The 19,155-nt window shown below is 66.8% G+C and carries 16 protein-coding genes; 8 read left to right on the forward strand and 8 right to left on the reverse strand.

What is annotated here, in order from left to right; translation table 11 throughout:
- The first annotated feature begins 227 nt into the window (after positions 1 to 227).
- Positions 228 to 1,202: a LysR family transcriptional regulator gene (locus BTJ49_RS07965; protein WP_113064845.1), complete on the forward strand. Its 975-nt coding sequence runs from the start codon at positions 228 to 230 to the stop codon at positions 1,200 to 1,202.
- A gap of 68 nt (positions 1,203 to 1,270) precedes the next feature.
- Here the strand turns inward: BTJ49_RS07965 and BTJ49_RS07970 are convergent, their stop codons facing one another.
- The 5 genes from BTJ49_RS07970 to BTJ49_RS07990 all read right to left on the reverse strand — a co-directional run bounded on the left by BTJ49_RS07970 (position 1,271) and on the right by BTJ49_RS07990 (position 7,566).
- Entirely contained in the window at positions 1,271 to 2,836 is a 1,566-nt protein-coding gene (locus BTJ49_RS07970; RefSeq protein ID WP_113065096.1) for a tetratricopeptide repeat-containing sulfotransferase family protein, read from the reverse strand.
- A gap of 61 nt (positions 2,837 to 2,897) precedes the next feature.
- A complete protein-coding gene (gene pgi / locus BTJ49_RS07975; protein WP_113064846.1) occupies positions 2,898 to 5,192 on the reverse strand; it encodes a glucose-6-phosphate isomerase in 2,295 nt (764 codons plus the stop codon).
- A 70-nt stretch (positions 5,193 to 5,262) separates the two neighbouring features.
- The gene (hflD, locus tag BTJ49_RS07980) at positions 5,263 to 5,886 is read right to left on the reverse strand and encodes a high frequency lysogenization protein HflD (protein ID WP_113064847.1); all 624 of its coding nucleotides are present in this window, start codon (positions 5,884 to 5,886) and stop codon (positions 5,263 to 5,265) included.
- Positions 5,887 to 5,959: 73 nt separating this feature from the next.
- Positions 5,960 to 7,072, reverse strand: a complete 1,113-nt coding sequence (gene mnmA, locus BTJ49_RS07985) for a tRNA 2-thiouridine(34) synthase MnmA (protein WP_113064848.1) — start codon at positions 7,070 to 7,072, stop codon at positions 5,960 to 5,962.
- Entirely contained in the window at positions 7,069 to 7,566 is a 498-nt protein-coding gene (locus BTJ49_RS07990; protein ID WP_113064849.1) for an NUDIX hydrolase, read from the reverse strand. Before BTJ49_RS07990 ends, mnmA begins: the two co-directional genes overlap by 4 nt.
- 128 nt (positions 7,567 to 7,694) lie before the next feature.
- Here BTJ49_RS07990 and clpS point away from each other — a divergent pair, with 128 nt between their 5' ends.
- Together clpS and clpA are read left to right on the forward strand one after the other, a co-directional pair.
- Positions 7,695 to 8,039 carry an ATP-dependent Clp protease adapter ClpS gene (clpS, locus tag BTJ49_RS07995; RefSeq protein ID WP_113064850.1) on the forward strand — a complete coding sequence of 115 codons (345 nt, stop codon included), beginning with the start codon at positions 7,695 to 7,697 and terminating at the stop codon, positions 8,037 to 8,039.
- Between the two features lie 69 nt (positions 8,040 to 8,108).
- Positions 8,109 to 10,382, forward strand: coding sequence for an ATP-dependent Clp protease ATP-binding subunit ClpA (gene clpA / locus BTJ49_RS08000; RefSeq protein WP_113064851.1), 2,274 nt, complete (start codon positions 8,109 to 8,111; stop codon positions 10,380 to 10,382).
- Between the two features lie 188 nt (positions 10,383 to 10,570).
- Here clpA and infA read toward each other — a convergent pair whose 3' ends face one another.
- Complete coding sequence (gene infA, locus BTJ49_RS08005; RefSeq protein WP_043101035.1) at positions 10,571 to 10,789, reverse strand: translation initiation factor IF-1; 219 nt, start codon at positions 10,787 to 10,789, stop codon at positions 10,571 to 10,573.
- Between the two features lie 95 nt (positions 10,790 to 10,884).
- The gene (locus tag BTJ49_RS08010; RefSeq protein WP_113064852.1) at positions 10,885 to 11,175 is read right to left on the reverse strand and encodes a polyhydroxyalkanoic acid system family protein; all 291 of its coding nucleotides are present in this window, start codon (positions 11,173 to 11,175) and stop codon (positions 10,885 to 10,887) included.
- Between the two features lie 122 nt (positions 11,176 to 11,297).
- Between BTJ49_RS08010 and BTJ49_RS08015 the strand changes: the two genes are divergently transcribed.
- The 5 genes from BTJ49_RS08015 (at position 11,298) to aroA (ending at position 16,892) form a co-directional block, all read left to right on the forward strand.
- Positions 11,298 to 12,143: an FHA domain-containing protein gene (locus tag BTJ49_RS08015; RefSeq protein WP_113064853.1), complete on the forward strand. Its 846-nt coding sequence runs from the start codon at positions 11,298 to 11,300 to the stop codon at positions 12,141 to 12,143.
- A gap of 118 nt (positions 12,144 to 12,261) precedes the next feature.
- Complete coding sequence (gene serC / locus BTJ49_RS08020) at positions 12,262 to 13,350, forward strand: 3-phosphoserine/phosphohydroxythreonine transaminase (protein WP_113064854.1); 1,089 nt, start codon at positions 12,262 to 12,264, stop codon at positions 13,348 to 13,350.
- Between the two features lie 10 nt (positions 13,351 to 13,360).
- Complete coding sequence (gene pheA / locus BTJ49_RS08025) at positions 13,361 to 14,464, forward strand: prephenate dehydratase (RefSeq protein WP_113064855.1); 1,104 nt, start codon at positions 13,361 to 13,363, stop codon at positions 14,462 to 14,464.
- The gene (gene hisC, locus BTJ49_RS08030; protein ID WP_113064856.1) at positions 14,461 to 15,564 is read left to right on the forward strand and encodes a histidinol-phosphate transaminase; all 1,104 of its coding nucleotides are present in this window, start codon (positions 14,461 to 14,463) and stop codon (positions 15,562 to 15,564) included. The genes pheA and hisC overlap by 4 nt, the downstream gene beginning before the upstream one ends.
- Positions 15,564 to 16,892, forward strand: a complete 1,329-nt coding sequence (aroA, locus tag BTJ49_RS08035) for a 3-phosphoshikimate 1-carboxyvinyltransferase (RefSeq protein ID WP_113064857.1) — start codon at positions 15,564 to 15,566, stop codon at positions 16,890 to 16,892. The genes hisC and aroA overlap by 1 nt, the downstream gene beginning before the upstream one ends.
- A gap of 4 nt (positions 16,893 to 16,896) precedes the next feature.
- Here aroA and BTJ49_RS08040 read toward each other — a convergent pair whose 3' ends face one another.
- Positions 16,897 to 19,155 (reverse strand): glycoside hydrolase family 3 N-terminal domain-containing protein, encoded by a 2,259-nt coding sequence (locus BTJ49_RS08040; protein ID WP_113064858.1) that lies wholly within the window; start codon positions 19,153 to 19,155, stop codon positions 16,897 to 16,899.

The following is a 19,155-nucleotide window of genomic DNA, read 5'->3' on the forward strand; positions in this document are numbered from 1 at the left end:
CGGCACGCGAATCACGTGCCGGCGACCGGAAAAGACCTTAATTATCGCGCAAAACCCGTGAACGGCGCGAATACGAGTGCGTTCGCGTCGACCTCTGCGGGGCCGGGTGGCCGCTAAGCATGCGGTCGGCGGGCTACAATGCGATGAACTCCGCGTGCGCCGACGACGGCTGCGGAGCGCGCAAAGGATGCGGCCGAACGTTGCGCCGCACAAACGGATTAGATGGCATGCAGCATGCGAAGATTTCGATGGCCCTATCGGCCGTGTCCTTGCGCGACCTTGCGCTGGTGCAGGCGGTCGCCCGCGAGGGCAGTTTCGCGCGAGCCTCGGCGCGCATGCACATCAGTCCCTCCGGCCTGTCGCATCAGATTCAGAAGGTCGAACAGGCGCTGGGCGCCACGCTGTTCGAACGCGGCAGTCGCCATACGCTGCTGACGGCGCTGGGGCGGCGTCTTCTGGCGTATGTCGACGCCGTGCTGGATGCGGCCGAGGGCCTGGAGCGCGCTGCGCAGGACGGCGAGGCGGCATTCGGCGGCGAACTGCGTCTGGGGGTTCCGGCCACGCTGGGGCCGTATCTGTTGCCGCATCTGATCGAGCCGTTTCCGCAGCGCTTTCCGGGCGCGCGGCTGGCGCTGTCGGAAGGCAAGCTGCGCGGATTGCTGCGGCGGCTGCGGGAAGGCGAGCTGGATGCGGTGATCGCGCCGCGAACCGTGACCGCGAACCGTGGTCTGGGTTCGTGCGAGATGTTCTTCGAGCCGTACGAACTGTTGCTCAATGCCAGTCATCCGCTGGCCGAACGGGACTGCATCGCGCTGGGGGAGCTGAATCCCGACGACGCCACCTTCATGGCCGAGGGGCACGATGCCGACGTGCAGGACGCGCTCGGTGCGCAGGACGTCGATGGTGTCGAGGAGAAGATCCAGGACGTCAGTCTGGAAAGCCTGGCGACCCTGGTGGTTCTGCGCGGCGGCTACGCGCTCGTGCCGTCGCTGGCGCATGCGAGGTTGGCTTCGATTCCCCGACTTGCGCTGGCGCGCATCGACGGTACGCCGCCCGGGCGCGAGATCCGGCTGTACTGGCGTCAGGCTTCGCCGTGGCAGGCGGATCTGGAGGCGTTCGGCGCCTTGATCCGGCAGCTGGCTGCGTCGATTCCTGCGTTGCGGGTCGACGGTGACACTGCGGCGGATGCAGCACAGGCGTGAGCGAGTCGCGGGTACGCGACGATTCCGTAGACAGGCAGGAATCCGGGCATCGTGCTTGGCGCTGAACGTCAGTCCGTGGCGTCGGGATGCGCCAGTCCTGCGCGCAGCGGATCCAGGGCCGCGCCGTAGCGTTCGGCGCGCGCGGTGTCGCGCCGAAGCGGCTGGCGGACCTGCGCGGCGCTGGCGGTGCGCACGCTGCGATGGGCGTTATGGAAATCCAGGCAGGCGTTGTCGAAGGGCAGGCCGCAGGCGTCCAGCAGGGTGCGGATCTGTGCCTTGGGTGCATCCAGCAGGTCTTCGTAGCGCTGTAGCACGATGCGTTCGGGTTCGTGCGCGCGCCAACGGTCCATGGCGTGTTCATAGTCGCGCAGGTAGGCGGCCAGGTCGGTCAGGTCGTTGCTGAAATGAGGCAGGCGGTAGAACTGCTGCTTGAAGCACGACCAGCCGGTCTCCAGCGGGTCGCGGCGCGCGTCGATCACCACCGCGCCGGGCAGCATCGCGCGCAGCAGACCGGTGTAGAGCCAGTTCTCCGGCATCTTGTCGGTGTGCCGGGGACGTTCGGTACGCCAGCGGGCGGTGCGCGCGAGGTAGTCGCGACCCAGACGCGCCCAGTCGTCCGCATCGGCTTCGCCGAGCCACTGTGGGAACGGTTTCTTGCGGCGCGTGGTCTCGGCGGCCAGCACGGCGCCGAGGTCGGGTAGTTCGCTGGCGCCCTCGACGTGCGGATGCGCGGCGAGGATCTGTTCGACCAGTGTCGAGCCGGCGCGCGGCATGCCGACGATGAAGATCGCCTCGCGGCCGCGTTCGGCGTCCTGGCTTTGCGCGATGTGCGCATCCTGCGCGACCACGCCTTCGACCAATCGGTGGAAGGCGTGGCGGTTCCATGTCGCCAGCGACTGCGATTCGCGGTTGGCCTGCGCGATGGCGTCGAAAGCCTCGGCGTAGCGTTCGCGGTCCTCGTGCAGCTTGCCCAGCGCATGACGCATGGCGATGCGGTCGGGCGGTTGCGCGGCGGGATGCTTCAGCGCCGCGTTCAGCTGCAAGGCATCGGACTCGCCGAGCGGGCGCGTCTTCATGTTGGACAAGCCGCGCCAGGCATCGCCGTTGGCCGGGTGCAGTTTCAGCGCGGCGCGGTAGCTGGCGTCGGCGTCGTCGAAGTGGCCCAGATGCACCAGCGCGTCGCCGAGCAGTACGTGCGCGGGCAGCATGTCGGGCGCCAGGCGCGTGGCCTCCTGCAGCGCCTCGACGGCTTCTTCGGTGATGCCTTCCTGCTGCAGGTTGCGCCCGAGATTGAACCAGGCGAGCGCGAATTCCGGCCGCAGTCGGCAGGCTTCGCGCCAGTGCGCGAAGGCTTCCTGTTTGCGTTCGAGTCCGTACAGGGCCGAAGCCAGATCGCTGAGCGTGGCGCTGTCGTCGGGACGCTGAGCCCGCGCCTGTTCGAGCAGCTTGGCGGCCTCGGCGAAACGCTGCTGGCGATTGCGCAGGATGCCCAGCAGGCGAAGCGCTTCGGGGTGATTGGGCGTTCCCGCCAGCACCGCGACCAGCAACTGCTCGGCCTGGGCCGGTGCACCGTCACGGATCGCGCGCGCCGCCGCGTGCATGCGCGGTACGGCGGATGCGGGCAAGCCCTGCATCCGCGGGTCATGATCGGGCGGAGCGGAGGTGCGCGTCATGCCCTGCGTGCGCCCGCCGCGCTCAGCGCGGCAGTTCCCAGATGCGGAAGCCGCCGTGGAAGGCGTTGCCGTTCTCTCCGCGCAGCACACCGTCCGGGAGATCCTTCAGGTGCCGCACGTTGCCGCCGCCGAGCATCACGTAGTCGGGCATGAAAGCGTTGCGCATCACCTGGATCAGCTCCAGCACGTTGTCGGTCCAGGCGTCCTTGTTCTCGTTGTAGAACTTGTCGCTGACGTAGTGCTCGTAGGTGTGCTTGCGCCACGGCATGTGCGAGAGCTCGGTTGGTTGCAGCACGCCGTCGATGATGAGGGCGGAGCCGAGTCCGGTGCCGAGCCCCAGGAACAGCATGCGGCCGCCCTGGTAGCTGCCCAGTGCCTGCATCGCGGCGTCGTTGACCACGCGTACCGGACAGTTGAAGGCGCGGCGGAAATCGAAGTCCTTCCAGCCCGCGCCGAGGTTGATCGGGTCGGTGCGAAGACGGCCCTGGATCACCGGCGCGGGTACACCGAGGGTGACGGCGTCGTAGCGCCAGTCCTCGACCAGCGGCAGCAGCTTGTCCATCATCTGCTGCGGGGTGAGGTCCGGGCCGGACTTGAAGCGGCGCATTTCGTCGCGGTCGGAGATGCGCATCTTCACGTGGGTGCCGCCGATGTCCAGCACCAGCACGGTCGGCGTGCCCGGGCCCTGGTTCTCGGCCTGCGCGCGTGCCTTGCGGTACCAGCGGATCGCGGTGTTGGTGGAATCGTCGTGGGACAGGCGCTTGCGCGGCGACTCGATTTCCTCGGCCACTTTCTTGGCCAGCACCTTGCCCAGTTCCACGCCCCACTGATCGAATGGGTTGATGTCCCAGATCGCGGCCTGCACGAACACGCTGTGCTCGTACAGTGCCACCAGCGCGCCCAGCGTGGCCGGGGTCAGGCGCTGGGCGGTCAGCAGGCTGGACGGGCGGTTGCCCTCGAACACCTTGTGCGGCGCCAGCGCGGCCGGCACGCCTTCGTCGCGTACTTCCTTCAGCGTCTTGCCGAAGGCCAGTGCTTCGGCCTGGGCGATGACGTTGGCCAGCAACAGGTCGTGATGGCGGCCGCTGGGGTTCAGCGACTGGCCGAAGGCGATGAAATCGCACGGAATCAGGCGCGTGCCCTGATGGATCAGCTGATAGAACGAATGCTGGCCGTTGGTGCCGGGCTCGCCCCAGAACACCGGGCCGGTGGCGACGTCCACGGCCTTGCCGCCGCGTGTGACGCGCTTGCCGTTGGACTCCATGGTCAGCTGCTGCAGATAGGCCGGGAAGCGCTTCAGGTACTGCTCGTAGGGCAGCACGGCGACGGTCTCGGCGCCAAAGAAGTCGTTGTACCAGACGCCGAGCAGACCCATGATCGCCGGCAGATTCTCTTCCAGCGGTGCGTTGCGGAAATGCTCGTCCATGGCGTGGAAGCCGTCGAGCATCTCGCCGAAGGCGCGCGGGCCGATGGCGATCATGGTGGACAGGCCGATGGCCGAATCCATCGAGTAGCGGCCGCCGACCCAGTCCTCGAAACCGAAGGTGTGCATGGCCGGAATGCCGAACTTGCGCACCGCCTCGCGGTTGGTCGACAGCGCCACGAAGTGTTTCTTCACCGCCTGCTTGCTGCCGGCGGCGGCCAGCAGCCAGTCACGCGCGGTGTGCGCGTTGGTCATCGTCTCCAGCGTGGTGAAGGTCTTGGAGGCGACGATGAACAGCGTCTCCTCCGGCTCCAGGTCGCGCACGGCTTCGGCGAAGTCGGTGTGGTCGACGTTGGAGACGAAGCGCATGCGCAGCGTGCGATCGCTGTAATGGCGCAGCGCCTCGTAGGCCATCACCGGCCCCAGGTCGGAACCGCCGATGCCAATGTTGACGATGTTGCGGATGCGCTTGCCGCTGAATCCGGTCAGGTCGCCGTTGCGCACGGCATCGGCAAACACCGCCATGCGGTCGAGCGTGGCATGCACGCCGGGCACGATGTTCTTGCCGTCACACTCGATCACGCTGCCGGCCGGTGCGCGCAGGGCGATGTGCAGGGCGGCGCGGTGCTCGGTGTTGTTGATTTTCTCTCCAGCGAACATGGCGTCGCGTCGCGCTTCCACGTCGCACTCGCGAGCCAGCGCGAACAAATGCTGCATGGTCGCGTTGTTAATGCGGTGCTTGGAATAGTCCAGCCGCCAGCCCGCGGCTTCGGCGCTGAATTTCTTCGCGCGTTCGGAATCGCGTGCGAACAGATCACGCAGACGACGCTTGCGCATGCTCTCGTAATGGCGTTCAAGGGCCTGCCAGGCGTCTTTCTTGCGTAACGTGCTCATGGGTCTCCAGAGGGATCGTGCGTTGTGCGGGGATACAAGAGGACAAAAATGCGACAGAACGGCCCCGGGATCAACCGCTGTCCAGCGTTGCGCCGGTCAGCAGGCCGCGCGCGAGCATCGCGGCCTGCTTGCGCTTGAAGATCAATTGCCACTGTCGGCCGCCGATCTGACGCCAGAGCACGGCCGCGCGAACGGCCGCCAGCAGCGAGGCGCGGATGCGTTCGACGACGTTCTGCTGCTGCAGCAACAGCGGTGAGCCGCTGACCATCACGCGCGGGCGCAGCGTAGAGATGGTCGCGGTGTACAGGTCGGCCAGGCGCGCGGTCACTGTGGCGTGCGTGCAGCCGAAGTGGTCGGCCTGACGTTGCGCCTGGACGATGCCTTCCTGCAGTTGCTTGACCAGCCGTTGACGGCCGGACAGCGTGCGTTCGACGCGCAGCACGGTGACGGCCATGCGCGCGATGGCCAGTTCGTGGCGGGTGTCGTCGAACTGCTCGGTCAGCGTGCGTAGCCCCATACGCGCGCCGGCGATGCCGCCGAACACGTCGGGCACGCTGTCGGCGTCGATGCGGAAAATGCTGGCGAGGGAATGCTCGAGCGCGGTTTCGTCGCAGCTGCCGCGCGTCGCCAGTTGATGCGCCAGTGCGCAGCCCTGGAAGACACCGGCCAGCGCCAGGACGCGATCCTCGTTCATGCGCGGCTCCCGGTGAAAAGCGATTGAAGCGTGGTGTGGCGCGGCAGAGGCAGCGTCATCCGGATCGTTCCTTTCATGCGTGAGTGGTGGGCGCGGACCATCCGCCGAACGCGGCATCGGTCGCTTCGATGATGCCGCCGCCGAGGCAGGCCTCGCCATCGTAGAACACGATCGACTGGCCCGGTGTCACAGCGCGCTGCGCGTCCTCGAACACGATGCGCGCCTCGTCACCGTCGAGTCGGACGCGGCAGGGCTGGTCGGTCTGGCGATAGCGTACCTTGGCGGTGCAGGCGAAGTCGTCCGCCGGCGCCGTGCCGGCGACCCAGGTCAGCGAGGAGGCGCGCACGCGGTGGGACTGCAGCCAGTCGTTCTCGCCGCCCTGGGCGACATAGAGAATGTTCTGCCGTACATCCTTGCCGACCACGTACCACGGTTTGCCGGATGCGCCGCGCCGGCCGCCGATGTTCAGGCCGCTGCGCTGTCCCAGCGTGTAGTACATGACGCCGTCGTGCTCGCCGACGGTCTCGCCGTCCGGCGTCTGCATCGGGCCGGAGCGGGCCGGGATGTACTGCGCCAGGAAGCTGCGGAAGTCGCGCTCGCCGATGAAGCAGATGCCGGTGGAGTCCTTCTTCGCGTGCGTGGGCAGGTGCGCGGCCTCGGCCATGCGGCGCACGTACGGCTTGGCCATGTCACCGATGGGGAACAGCGTGGCGGCCAGCTGCTCTTGTCCCAGCGCATGCAGGAAATAGGTCTGGTCCTTGTTCGTGTCCGTCGCGCGCAACAGACGCCATTGGCCATCGCGCTGGTCGATGCGCGCGTAGTGACCGGTGGCGATCTTCTCCGCGCCCAGGTCGCGGGCGTGTTCGAGGAAGGTGCGGAACTTGATCTCGCGGTTGCAAAGCACATCGGGATTGGGCGTGCGTCCGGCGCGGTATTCGGCGAGAAAATGCTCGAATACGCCATCCCAGTATTCGGCGGCGAAATTGCGGTTGTGGAAACGCAGGCCGAGCGCAGCGCACACGGCGACGGCGTCCTTGCGGTCCTCCTCGGCGCGGCAGGGGCCGTCGCGGGTGTCTTCTTCCCAGTTCTGCATGAACAGGCATTCGACATCGTGGCCCGCTTCGCGCAGGCGCAATGCGGCAACCGAGGAGTCGACGCCGCCGGAAAGGCCGAGCATCACTTTCATGCGTGGGCCGTGTCCTGGTCGAGCAGACTGGTCACGGCGCTCAGCGGCAGTCGCTGGCCGCCCAGCCAGGCGTCGATGCTGCGCAGCACGAGTGGACTGCGCAGACGCTCGCCCAGCGCCTCGATCTCGTCGCGTCGCAGCCATTGCGGGCCGATGATGCCGTCGTCGAGCACATGGTTGGGTCGATGCCGCAGCGCGCGGCCGGCGAAGCTGAAGCGCACGATGTGCTCGCGGTGCTGCGGGCTGTACCACTGGTGCACGCCGATCAGATGCTGAAGCTCGATGTCCCAGCCGGTTTCTTCCAGCGTTTCGCGAACGGCGGCATGGGTGAGCGCCTCGTCCGGCTCCAGATGGCCGGCGGGCTGGTTGTAGCGGATGGCACCGCTGACCGATTCCTCGACCATCAGGAAGCGGCCGTCGTCGTCGGCGACGATGCTGGCCACCGTCACGTGCGGGCACCAGATCGCCGGCGCGGGGGCTTTGGCATCGTTCATGCTTATGGCGTTTCGTCGTAAGGGTGTGGAAAAACGCCATTGTGCCATCACTTACGCCACATGGCCCGGATCGCTTGCGCGCGTCGGGCCTGCGTATAATGGAGGCGAAACAGGACGATTCTTCAACCATGGCCCATTCTTCCGACCACGATCACGATCACGATCACGATCACGAGTACGACCACGGCGTCGCTGTCGAGTCTGCCAAGCCGAAGCTCGGCAAGCCGCCGATGTTCCAGGTGGTGCTGATCAACGACGATTACACGCCGATGGATTTCGTCATCGACGTGCTCCGCGCGTTCTTCGCGATGGATCAGGAGCGTGCGGTGCAGGTGATGTTGCACGTACATACCCGCGGCAAGGGCGTGTGCGGTGTTTTTTCTCGCGAGGTGGCCGAAACCAAGGTCACGCAGGTCAATGAGTACTCAAGGACCCATCAACATCCGTTGATGTGCACTATGGAAAAGCTCTGAGCGACCCCATTTTGAGCGTATAGCCCCGCCTGCGGGCGGGCCGCAGAGTCCAACCAGGAGACGATCCGAATGTTTAGCAAGGATCTCGAGCTCACCATTGGCCATTGCTATAAGTCGGCGCGTGAGCAGCGCCACGAGTTCATGACCGTGGAGCATCTGCTGCTGGCGCTGCTCGACAACGCCTCGGCAACCACGGTTCTGCGCGCATGCAATGTCGATCTGGGGCGCCTCGGCGAGGCGCTCAGCAAGATCATCGAAGAGACCGTGCCCGTGCTGCAGGACGGCGACGAGCGCGACACGCAGCCTACGCTGGGTTTCCAGCGCGTGCTGCAGCGGGCGGTCTACCACGTGCAATCCTCCGGGCGGAAGGAGGTCACCGGCGCCAACGTGCTGGTGGCGATCTTCGGCGAGAAGGATTCGCATGCCGTGTATTTCCTGCATCAGCAGGAAGTGACGCGTCTGGACGTGGTCAACTACATCTCGCACGGCATCGCGCGCATCGGCGACGACAGCGAGGCGCCGCCCGCGGCCGAGCAGCGCGAGGGCGAGGAAGCGGCTGCCGAGAGCGGTAACAACCCGCTACAGGAATACGCCAACAACCTCAATGAGCTGGCCGAGGAAGGTCGCATCGACCCGCTGATCGGCCGTCAGGAAGAGGTCGAGCGCACCATTCAGGTGCTGTGCCGCCGGCGCAAGAACAATCCGCTCTACGTCGGCGAGGCCGGCGTCGGCAAGACCGCGCTGGCGGAAGGTCTGGCCAAGCGCATCGTCGAGGGCGATGTGCCCGAAGTGCTGTCCGACAGCACCATCTGGGCACTGGATCTGGGCGCGCTGGTCGCCGGCACGAAGTATCGCGGCGATTTCGAGAAGCGTCTGAAGGCGGTGATCGGTCAGCTGAAGAAGGAAAAGAACGCGATCCTCTTCATCGACGAGATCCACACCATCATCGGCGCCGGTTCGGCGTCGGGCGGCACCATGGACGCCTCGAACCTGATCAAGCCCATGCTGGCCTCGGGCGAGCTGCGTTGCATCGGTTCGACGACGTTCCAGGAATTCCGCGGCATCTTCGAGAAGGACCGCGCGCTGGCGCGGCGCTTCCAGAAGATCGACATCGTCGAGCCGAGCATCGCCGAGAGCGTGGAGATCCTGCGCGGTCTGAAGGAGCGCTTCGAGAAGCATCACGCTGTCGAGTACAGCGGCGAGGCGCTGCAGGCCGCCGTGGACCTGTCGGTCAAGCACATTCCCGACCGTCTGCTTCCGGACAAGGCCATCGACGTGATCGACGAGGCCGGCGCCCGCCAGCGCCTGTTCCCGGAGAACGAGCGCAGCGACCGCATCGAGGTCGCCGACATCGAGTTCATCGTCGCGCGCATGGCGCGGATTCCGGCCAAGCAGGTTTCCGCCTCCGACCGCGACGTGCTGAAGAACCTGGAGCGCAACCTGAAGATGGTGGTGTTCGGGCAGGATCCGGCCATCGAAGCCCTTTCGGCCTCGATCAAGATGGCGCGTTCCGGTCTGGGCGACCCGAAGAAGCCCATCGGCAGCTTCCTGCTGGCCGGTCCGACCGGTGTCGGCAAGACCGAGGTCACCAAGCAGCTCGCCATGCAGCTGGGCATCGAGATGATCCGCTTCGACATGTCCGAGTACATGGAGGCGCACTCGGTGTCGCGCCTGGTCGGCGCGCCTCCGGGCTACGTCGGCTTCGATCAGGGCGGCTTGCTGACCGAGGCGGTCACCAAGCATCCGCACTGCGTGCTGCTGCTGGATGAGATCGAAAAGGCGCATCCGGACGTGTTCAACATCCTGCTGCAGGTCATGGACCGTGGCGTGCTGACGGACACCAATGGTCGCGAGGCCAATTTCAAGAACGTGATTCTGGTGATGACCACCAACGCCGGCGCGCAGCTGGCGTCGCGGCGGACCATCGGCTTCGTCGAGCAGAACCATTCGCCGGACGCCATGGAGACCATCCGCCGCACCTTCACGCCGGAATTCCGCAACCGTCTGGATGCGGTGATCCAGTTCAGCTCGCTGGACTTCGAGCACATCCTGCGCGTGGTCGACAAGTTCCTGATCGAACTGGAGACGCAGCTCAACGAGAAGCAGGTGGCTGTCGACGTCAGCGCCGAGGCGCGGCGCTGGCTGGCCGAGCGCGGTTTCGACCCGCAGATGGGGGCGCGGCCGATGGCGCGCGTGATCCAGGAGCACATCAAGCGCCCGCTGGCCGACGAACTGCTGTTCGGCAAGCTGGCCGATGGCGGCAAGGTGAAGCTCAGCGTCGCCGATGGCGAACTGTTGGTCGAGACCGAGGCCGGAGAGAAGCTGCCGGCAACGGTGAGCTGAGACGGCAAGCATCCGCATGGGTGCGCAAGGCCCAGGTGCGATCCGTCGCACCCGGGCTTCTTTGTCTGCGGATGCGTCATCGTCGGATCGATGGTTATGTGAGGGACGGGCACGAGAAAAAGCCCGGGGTGCTCCCAGGCTTCGTCGTGGCTCGATTGCGTCGGCCGCGCGGACGAAAGTCCGGCGGCTTACTTCATGCGGTAGGTGATACGACCCTTGGTCAGGTCGTACGGCGTCATTTCGACGCGCACCTTGTCGCCGGTCAGGATGCGGATGTAGTGCTTGCGCATGCGACCGGAGATGTGGGCCGTGATCACGTGGCCGTTCTCCAGCTCCACGCGGAACATGGTGTTGGGCAGGGTCTCGAGGACCTTGCCTTCCATTTCGATGACGTCGTCTTTGGCCATAAATTCTTCAGCGAGCGGGCCGGTACGGCCGCGTAAGCCGTGCATTTTGCCACGCAAGGCCGCTCGATCAAAGACGCAAACGCGCGGCGGGGCGGTCAGGGTGTCTTGGCGGGGCCGAAATACTCGTCCAGTTTGGCGTGAATCTCGTTCTCGATGCGCGGCTTGAGGGCCGACACCAGCATGCCCAGGCGCGCCTGCACATGCACGTCGTGGGCACTCACGGCGATGCCGCCATCAACGCCCATGTGGCTGAATCGCAGGGTGTCATCGTCCCAGCGGGTGTCCACGCCGAACTTCTCGCGCATGCGCTGCGCGACCTTGTCCACGGCGGCATGTGCCTGTTCCAGACCCAGTGAATGAGTACGGCGGATGTCGATCGAAGGCATGGCGTGTCCGTGACGTGGAAGCGGTTGATGCGGGCGCAGAGCATAGCCGATGCGGTGTGCATGTGCCGCTGGACGGGTCAGTCAGCGGCGGTTGCACGACGGTCTGCGAGCTTAGAGGTATCATGAGCATTGCAAGCAACGGGGCAACGCACGTCGGCGCCGGACGGGATCGTTTCGATATCCGTCCCATGTGCGCGCACGACGGCAACGGGTCGGCCAACATGCGCATCGAATTCGCCAATGCCGAACATCCGGGTGTCGACTGGAACCGTCGCACGTTCCGTATCGGCAGTGCCGCCGACAACGATCTGGTGATCCATGCGCCGGGCGTGGCCGCACATCATCTGCAACTGACGCACGATGCGCGCGGCATGGTGCTGACGGTGATGCCAGGCGCCGGGCGCGTGTATCTCAATGCGCGCCAGGTGCGCGAGCGTGCGCTGCTGCGGCCGGGAGACAGCCTCGGCATCGGCGATACCCGCCTTCGCCTGTGCCGGCCTGCGGCGGTTGCCGATTCGGACGTGCGCATCGGGCAGGCCAGTCTGCGCGCGGTCGCCGGTCCGCTGTCCGGACGTGCGCAGCGTATCGATGCGCGCCTGGATCTGGGTAACACGGGCCGCTGGCCGCTCGGCATCGCACAGGCGCCCGATGCTTGCGTTTCGCTGGTGCGCGAGGACGGACGCTTACTGCTGCGATGCGTGCAGTTGCCGGAATCCTGCCCCGTGAGCGTCAATGGCGAATCCGCACGCGAAGCCGTCCTGGGCGATGGCGATCAGATCTCGCTGGGGGCGCATCGTTTTGTCGTGGATGCCTGCGAGCTACGCCCCGACACGCCGGTGGAAACACCGGACGAAGACAACGTCTTGCCCGAGGACAGCGTGGGGCCGAGACGGGAAGTGTGGTGGCTGATCGTCACGGCAGCAGCCCTGGCGCTGGCCATTGCCGCGTTCCTGTTCGTGCGACTGTGACCTCCTGACCCGCATGTGACGAATGGGCATGTCGACAGGCTTGCAGCCTGCCCATCGCGAGCCATAATCGGAATGTGCGGCTGCGAGCCGCGTTTTTTTCGAAAGGCGAATTGCAAACATGACCGATCCCGTCCGACCGTGGAACTTCAGCGCCGGTCCCGCTGTGCTCGCACCCGAAGTGCTGGCGCAGGCGCAGCGCGAACTGCTGGACTGGCGCGGCACCGGCGCATCGGTCATGGAGGTGTCGCATCGCGGCCGTGATTTCATGGATATGGCCGAGGAAGCCGAACAGGACCTGCGCACCCTGATGGGCATTCCCGACCGCTATGCGGTGCTGTTTCTGCAAGGCGGCGCGACGCAGCATTTCGCGCAGCTGGCCATGAATCTTGCCGCCCCCGGGGACAGCGCCGACTACGTGGTCACCGGGCACTGGAGCCAGAAGGCCGTGCGCGAGGCCGAGCCGTACGTGCGGACGCGCGTGGCGGCCAGTACCGAAGCGGACGGCTTCCGCCGCGTGCCGTCGGTCATCGACGTCGATCCGGGTGCGGCGTATCTGCACTACACACCCAACGAGACCATTCACGGCACCGAGTTCCATCGGATTCCGGAGAGCGGCGACGTGCCGCTGGTGGCGGACATGTCGTCGGACATCCTGTCGCGGCCGCTGGATGTGTCGCGCTTCGGCATGATCTACGCCGGGGCGCAGAAGAACATCGGGCCGTCCGGCCTGGTGCTGCTCATCATCCGCGAGGATCTGCTGCAGCGCACGGGCCGGCCGATGGCGGACATCTTCCGCTATGCCCGGCACGTCGAGCGCGACTCGATGCTCAACACGCCCAACACCTGGGGGTGGTACCTGGCCGGTCTGACCTTCAAGTGGATCGCCGCGCAGGGCGGTCTGGACGTTATCGGCGAACGCAACCGGGCCAAGGCCGAGGCGCTCTACGCGGCTATCGACGGTTACGGTGGGTTCTACCGCAACGACATCGACCCGGACTCGCGCTCGCGCATGAACGTGCCGTTCCGCCTGCACGACGAGGCGTTGAACACGCTGTTCCTGGAGGAGTCGTCACAGGCCGGATTGCTGGCGCTGAAAGGGCATCGCGCACTGGGCGGTATGCGCGCCTCGATTTACAACGCGATGCCGATGGAGGGCGTGAAGGCCCTGATCCAATTCATGCGCGATTTTGCGCAGCGCCACGGATGAGGGGCGTGCGATGAGCAAACCGGCCACCGACAAACCGACCTTCACTCTGGTGCAGGCGCGCGAGCGTATCGACGCCATCGATCGCGACATCCAGGGCCTGATCGCCGAGCGCGCGCAATGGGCGCAGCAGGTCGGCAAGGCCAAGGGCGCGCTGAAGGCCGCCGTCGACTACTACCGGCCCGAGCGCGAGGCGCAGGTACTGCGGCGCGTGGTCGACCGCAACGACGGACCGCTCTCCAATGAGGAAATGGTGCGGCTGTTCCGCGAGATCATGTCGGCCTGCCTGGCGCAGCAGGAACCGTTGAAGATCGGCTTCCTCGGCCCGCAGGGCACCTTCAGTGAGCAGGCCGCGCGCAAGCATTTCGGCCACTCCTCGCATGGACTGCCTCTGGGCAGCATCGAGGAAGTGTTCCAGGAGGTCGAGGCCGGCAACGCCGATTTCGGCGTGGTGCCGGTGGAGAATTCCGGGCAGGGCACAATCCAGGTCACATTGGACATGTTCCTGACCTCGGAGCTGAAGATCTGCGGCGAGGTCGAGCTGCGCGTGCACCAGTATCTGCTTTCGCGCACCGGCCGCATGGAGGACATCGAGCGTGTGTACTCGCATCCGCAGTCGCTGGCGCAGTGCAAGTCGTGGCTGCGGCAGCATCTGCCCCATGCCGAGCGCGTGCCGGTGTCGAGCAATGCCGAAGCCGCGCGCCGCGCGCGCAACGCGGACGACGCAGCCGCCATTGCCGGCGAGAGCGCGGGGCTGGTCTACGGGCTGAAGCCGCTGGCCGGTCCGGTCGAGGACCGGCCGGACAACACCACGCGCTTCCTGGTGCTGGGTCGCGAGCTGTTCCCGCCCTCGGGCAACGATCGCACCTCGGTGCTGGTGTTCGTGAAGGACCAACCGGGCGCGCTGGCCCACGTGCTGGGGCCGCTGGCCGCGCACGACGTGACCATGAATCGCATCGAGTCGCGACCGGCGCATGGCCGCAAGTGGCAGTACGCATTTTTCATCGACATCAGCGGGCATGTCGAGGACGAGGCGGTGCGCGCGGCGCTGAAGGAGATGTCGCCGTTCGCCCGCGAGGTCAAGATCCTCGGCTCGTACCCGGTCGCGGTGCCGTGAGTTTCGATCCCGAGCGCCTGGCGCAGCCGGCGATTCGCCGTCTGCGTGCCTACGATCCCGGTCACGATCTCCCGCGCCTGCGCACACGTTTTGGCGCGGTGCTGGCCGAACTGGGCTCGAACGAGAATGCGCTGGGTCCCAGCCCCGCGGCGCTGGAGGCGGCGCATGCGGCGTTGAGCGAGACGTACCGCTATCCCGATCCACGCTGCGGTGCCTTGCGCGAGGCGCTGGCGCAACAGCACGGCGTGACGCCGGACCAACTGGTATTCGGCAACGGTTCGCACGAACTGCTGATGCAACTGGCGCAGATCTTCGCCGGCGCGGATGCGGCCGTGATGCACGCGCAGTTCGGTTTCGCGGTGTTCCCGATTGCCGCGACGGCCGCGGGTGCGCCTGCCGTGTGCGTGCCGGCGTTGCCGCGTACGCACCCGACGGCGCCGCTCGGGCACGATCTGGATGCCATGGCGGATGCGTTGCGCGAGGACGTGCGCCTGATCTATCTGGCCAACCCGAACAATCCGACCGGCACCTGGTTCACGCACGCGGCGCTGGAAGCCTTCCTGCAACGCGTGCCGCGCGACACGTTGGTCGTGGTCGACGAGGCCTATGGCGAATACATGCAGGCGCCGGGACTGGATACGGCGATCGCGTTGCTCGACGCCCATCCGAACCTGATCGTGACGCGCAGCTTTTCCAAGGCGTACGCGTTGGCCGGTCTGCGCATCGGTTACTTGTTGGCGCACGCGTCGGTAGCGGCGGTGCTAGAGCGGCTACGCGAGTCCTTCAACATCAACCAGGTGGCGCAGGCCGCGGCGCGCGCGGCGCTGGACGATGCCGCGTATCTGCAGTCGGCGATCGACATCAACGCGGCCGAGCGTGCGCGGATGGAGCGTACGCTGTCTGAGCGCGGATTCGCCACGCTGCCTTCGCAGACCAATTTCCTGCTACTCGACCTGGGCGAGGATGCCCAGGTCCTGGAGCAGCGCCTGTTCGATCAGGCCGTGATCGTGCGCCCGATGGGCGGATACGGTCTGCCGCACACTCTTCGGGTCAGCGTGGGATCGCGGGCCGAGAACGACCGATTTCTGGAGACTCTGTGATGCAAGCGCGACGGGACTGGATCGCCGGTCCGGCGGGACCGGTGCACGGCACCTTCGATGTACCCGGCGACAAATCGGTTTCGCACCGCGCGGTGATGCTTGCGGGCATCGCCGAGGGCGTGTCGCACGTACGCGGTTTTCTCGAAGGCGAAGACACGCGCGCCACGGCGCGCATCATGCAGCAGTTGGGCGTGCGCATGGAGACGCCGGCGCCGGGACAGCGCATCGTGCATGGCGTCGGTCTTCATGGGCTGCGCGGCAGCGATGCGCCGCTCGACTGCGGCAACGCCGGCACCGGCATGCGTCTGCTGGCGGGACTGCTGGCCGGCCAGGCCTTCGACAGCACACTGGTCGGCGATGCTTCGCTGAGCCGGCGGCCGATGCGTCGTGTCAGCGATCCGCTGCAGCAGATGGGCGCGGTCGTGGAAATGCGCGAAGGCGGGCTGCCGCCGTTGACTCTGCGCGGCGGACATTCTTTGCATGGCATCGAGTACGCTCCGCCGATGGCCAGCGCGCAAGTGAAGTCGGCAGTGCTTCTGGCCGGGCTGTACGCGCAGGGCGAGACCGTCGTGCGCGAAGTGCGCCCGACCCGCGACTACACCGAGCGCATGCTGGCCGCCTTCGGATGGCCGGTGCAGATGGAGCCGGGCTACGTGCGGCTTCGCGGCGGAGCGACGCTGCAGGGCGGTGAGGTCGTGGTGCCGGGCGACTTCTCCTCGGCGGCGTTTCCGCTGCTGGCGGCGGTCATCACGCCCGGTTCGCACTTGCGCCTGCGCGCGGTCGGCCTGAATCCGCGCCGCACGGGTCTGCTCGAGGTACTGCGCCGGATGGGCGCGGACATTACCGTGCACGAGGCGCGCGAGGAGGCCGGCGAGACGCTGGCTGATCTGGAGATCCGTCACGCGCCGCTGCGCGGCATCGACGTGCCGGTCGAGCATGTCAGCGACATGATCGACGAATTCCCCGCGTTGTTCGTTGCTGCCGCCTGTGCTGAGGGCGTGACCCGCGTGCGCGGCGCGGCCGAGCTGCGGGTCAAGGAATCTGATCGCATCGATGCCATGGCGCGCGGTCTGCGCACGCTGGGCGTGACGGTCGAGGAAACGCCGGACGGCGCGGACATCGTCGGGCAGGGCGAAGGACGCTTCGGCGGCGGCGAGATCGACAGCCACGGCGATCACCGCATCGCGATGAGTTTCGCGGTCGCGGCTTCGCGCTCGGCCGAGGCGGTGCACATTCTCGACTGCGCAGCCGTGGACACGTCCTTCCCCGACTTCGCCACGCAAGCGGGGCAGTGGGGTCTCGACCTGCGGGTGCGCGAGACGCGCTGAAGATTCAGCGCGCCGCGTCGAGCGTGAACGACGATTGCAGCGTGGCGGTGGAATCGCCGCCCACGTAGAGGTCGTAGGCGCCGGGTTCCATACCCCAGGAGCCGTCGCCCCGATCGAAGGCAAGGTCGGAGGCACGCAGCGTGAAGGTGACTTCGGTCGATTGTCCCGGTGCCAGCATCACGCGCTGGAACCCTTTAAGCAGACGCAGCGGCGGGCTGCGGCTGGCGACTTTGTCGTGCACGTACAGTTGCACGACATCGGCGCCGCGGCGTATGCCGGTGTTGCGCACCCGTACGCGCACGTGCAGGACCCCATCGGGGCGCAGGTGACTGCGGTCCACATGAAGATCGCTGTAGTCGAAGTGCGTGTAGCTCAAGCCGTAGCCGAATGGATACAGCGGCGAGTTCGGCACGTCGACGTAGTGGCTGCTGTAGTGCAGGGCGAGGTCGCTGCTGTCGTCGTAGGGACGGCCGGTGCGCGTGTGCGCGTAGAAGATCGGCACCTGGCCGACATCGCGCGGGAAGGTCATCGGCAGCTTGCCGGAGGGATTGATCCGGCCGAACAGCACGTCGGCCACGGCCAGACCGGCCGCGTCGCCGGGCACCCAGGCTTCGAGGATCGCGTCGGCATGATCGTGCAGCCACGGAATGGCCAGCGGTCGTCCGTTGATCAGCACGGCCACGGTGGGTGTGCCGGTCGCGATCACGGCCTTGGCCAGTTCGAGTTGGCGGCCGGGCAGGCCGATTCGCGAGCGGCTCAGTCCCTCGCCGAACAGGTCGTGGCTTTCGCCGAGCACCAGCACGGCGACGTCGGCCGCGCGCGCGGTCCGCACGGCGTCGGCGATGCCGGCATCGTTGCCGCCCCGCACGGGGACGCCCTGGGCGAAGCGCACGTGGTCCGCATGCGTGGCCTGCTGGCGCAAGCCGGTCAGAATCGGGGTCACATCTTGCACGCGTCCAGCGGCGGGCATCTGGCCGAGCATGGTGGCGCGATCGCGCGCCAGCGGACCGATGACGGCGATGCGGGCATCGCGCTGGAGTGGCAGCAGACCGTGGGCATTCTTCAGCAGCACCATGGATTGCGCCGCGGCCTCGCGTGCCAGGGCACGATGCGCCGGCGAGCGCGTCACGCGGCGGGCGCGCGCGGCGTCGTCATAGCGGTACGGATCGTCGAACAGGCCGAGGCGGTACTTGGCTTCCAGCACCCGGCGCACGGCGCGGTCGAGCACGCGCATCGGTATCTTGCCGCTGCGCACCAGGGCCGGCAGCTGCTTCAGGTAGGTGCCGCCGTGCAGGTCGATGTCGACCCCGGCCTCGAGCGCCATGCGGGCGGCCTCGGCGTCATTGGCGGTCACGCCGTGCAGGGTCAGTTCCGGGATGGCGTCGAAATCGGACACGATCAGGCCTTGGAAATCCCATCGCTTGCGCAGCAGACCGTTCAGCAGTGCGCCATCGGCGGTAGCGGGGATGCCGTTGAGCGTGGTCAGCGAGGGCATGATCGCGCCGACGCCGGCCTTCACCGCCGCGCGGAACGGCGGCAGGTAGACGTCCTCGAGCTGGTCTTGCGGAATGTGCGCGGCGTTGTAGTCACGTCCGCCCTGCGCGGCGCCGTAGCCGACGAAGTGCTTGGCCGTGGCCATCATGGTGTCGGATGCGGCCAGGTTTGTGCCCTGGAAACCTCGAATCTGCGCGCGCGCCATGGCCGCGCCGAGGTACGGGTCTTCGCCGGAACCCTCGACGCCGCGCCCCCAGCGCGGATCGCGGGTGATGTCGACCATGGGGCTGAAGGTCCAGTCGACGCCGACAGCCGTCGCTTCCTCGGCGGCCGCGCGGTGCACGCGTTCGACCAGCTGGGGATTCCAGGTCGAAGCCAGCGCCAGCGGTACCGGAAAGATGGTGCGGAAGCCGTGATTGACGTCGCCCATGAACCACAGCGGGATCTTCAGGCGCGACTGCATGGCTAGCTTCTGCATGCGACGTGTGTAGGCCAGAACATCGGTATCCGGCAGGACGCCGTTGGTGCCGCCGAGGCGACCATTGCGGATCAGCGTCTGCAGGTTGTCGGCTCCCTTGCCCATGATGCTGAGCTGTCCGATTTTCTCCTCCAGGGTCATGCGGGACAGCAGTTTGTCGACGAAGGCGTGCATCGCAGCGTCGTCATGACGCGGCGGCGCGGCATATGCCGGACGTGTGCCGCTGGCGAGGGCAACGAGGGCGAGCAGGGCGCTGCAGGCGAGCAGGCGCGGAGCATGTCCAGAATGCAT

The organism is Oleiagrimonas sp. MCCC 1A03011, assembly GCF_003267965.1.
GTDB lineage: Bacteria > Pseudomonadota > Gammaproteobacteria > Xanthomonadales > Rhodanobacteraceae > Oleiagrimonas > Oleiagrimonas citrea.

Excerpts from the sequence above, each read along its gene's own strand:
- serC (WP_113064854.1), top strand. The coding sequence starts at position 12,262 with ATGACCGATCCCGTCCGACCGTGGAACTTCAGCGCCGGTCCCGCTGTG.
- infA (WP_043101035.1), bottom strand. The coding sequence starts at position 10,789 with ATGGCCAAAGACGACGTCATCGAAATGGAAGGCAAGGTCCTCGAGACC.
- clpS (WP_113064850.1), top strand. The coding sequence starts at position 7,695 with ATGGCCCATTCTTCCGACCACGATCACGATCACGATCACGATCACGAG.
- BTJ49_RS08040 (WP_113064858.1), bottom strand. The coding sequence starts at position 19,155 with ATGCATTCTGGACATGCTCCGCGCCTGCTCGCCTGCAGCGCCCTGCTC.
- clpA (WP_113064851.1), top strand. The coding sequence starts at position 8,109 with ATGTTTAGCAAGGATCTCGAGCTCACCATTGGCCATTGCTATAAGTCG.
- aroA (WP_113064857.1), top strand. The coding sequence starts at position 15,564 with ATGCAAGCGCGACGGGACTGGATCGCCGGTCCGGCGGGACCGGTGCAC.
- BTJ49_RS07990 (WP_113064849.1), bottom strand. The coding sequence starts at position 7,566 with ATGAACGATGCCAAAGCCCCCGCGCCGGCGATCTGGTGCCCGCACGTG.
- BTJ49_RS08010 (WP_113064852.1), bottom strand. The coding sequence starts at position 11,175 with ATGCCTTCGATCGACATCCGCCGTACTCATTCACTGGGTCTGGAACAG.
- pgi (WP_113064846.1), bottom strand. The coding sequence starts at position 5,192 with ATGAGCACGTTACGCAAGAAAGACGCCTGGCAGGCCCTTGAACGCCAT.
- mnmA (WP_113064848.1), bottom strand. The coding sequence starts at position 7,072 with ATGAAAGTGATGCTCGGCCTTTCCGGCGGCGTCGACTCCTCGGTTGCC.
- BTJ49_RS07965 (WP_113064845.1), top strand. The coding sequence starts at position 228 with ATGCAGCATGCGAAGATTTCGATGGCCCTATCGGCCGTGTCCTTGCGC.
- pheA (WP_113064855.1), top strand. The coding sequence starts at position 13,361 with ATGAGCAAACCGGCCACCGACAAACCGACCTTCACTCTGGTGCAGGCG.
- BTJ49_RS07970 (WP_113065096.1), bottom strand. The coding sequence starts at position 2,836 with ATGCAGGGCTTGCCCGCATCCGCCGTACCGCGCATGCACGCGGCGGCG.
- hflD (WP_113064847.1), bottom strand. The coding sequence starts at position 5,886 with ATGAACGAGGATCGCGTCCTGGCGCTGGCCGGTGTCTTCCAGGGCTGC.
- BTJ49_RS08015 (WP_113064853.1), top strand. The coding sequence starts at position 11,298 with ATGAGCATTGCAAGCAACGGGGCAACGCACGTCGGCGCCGGACGGGAT.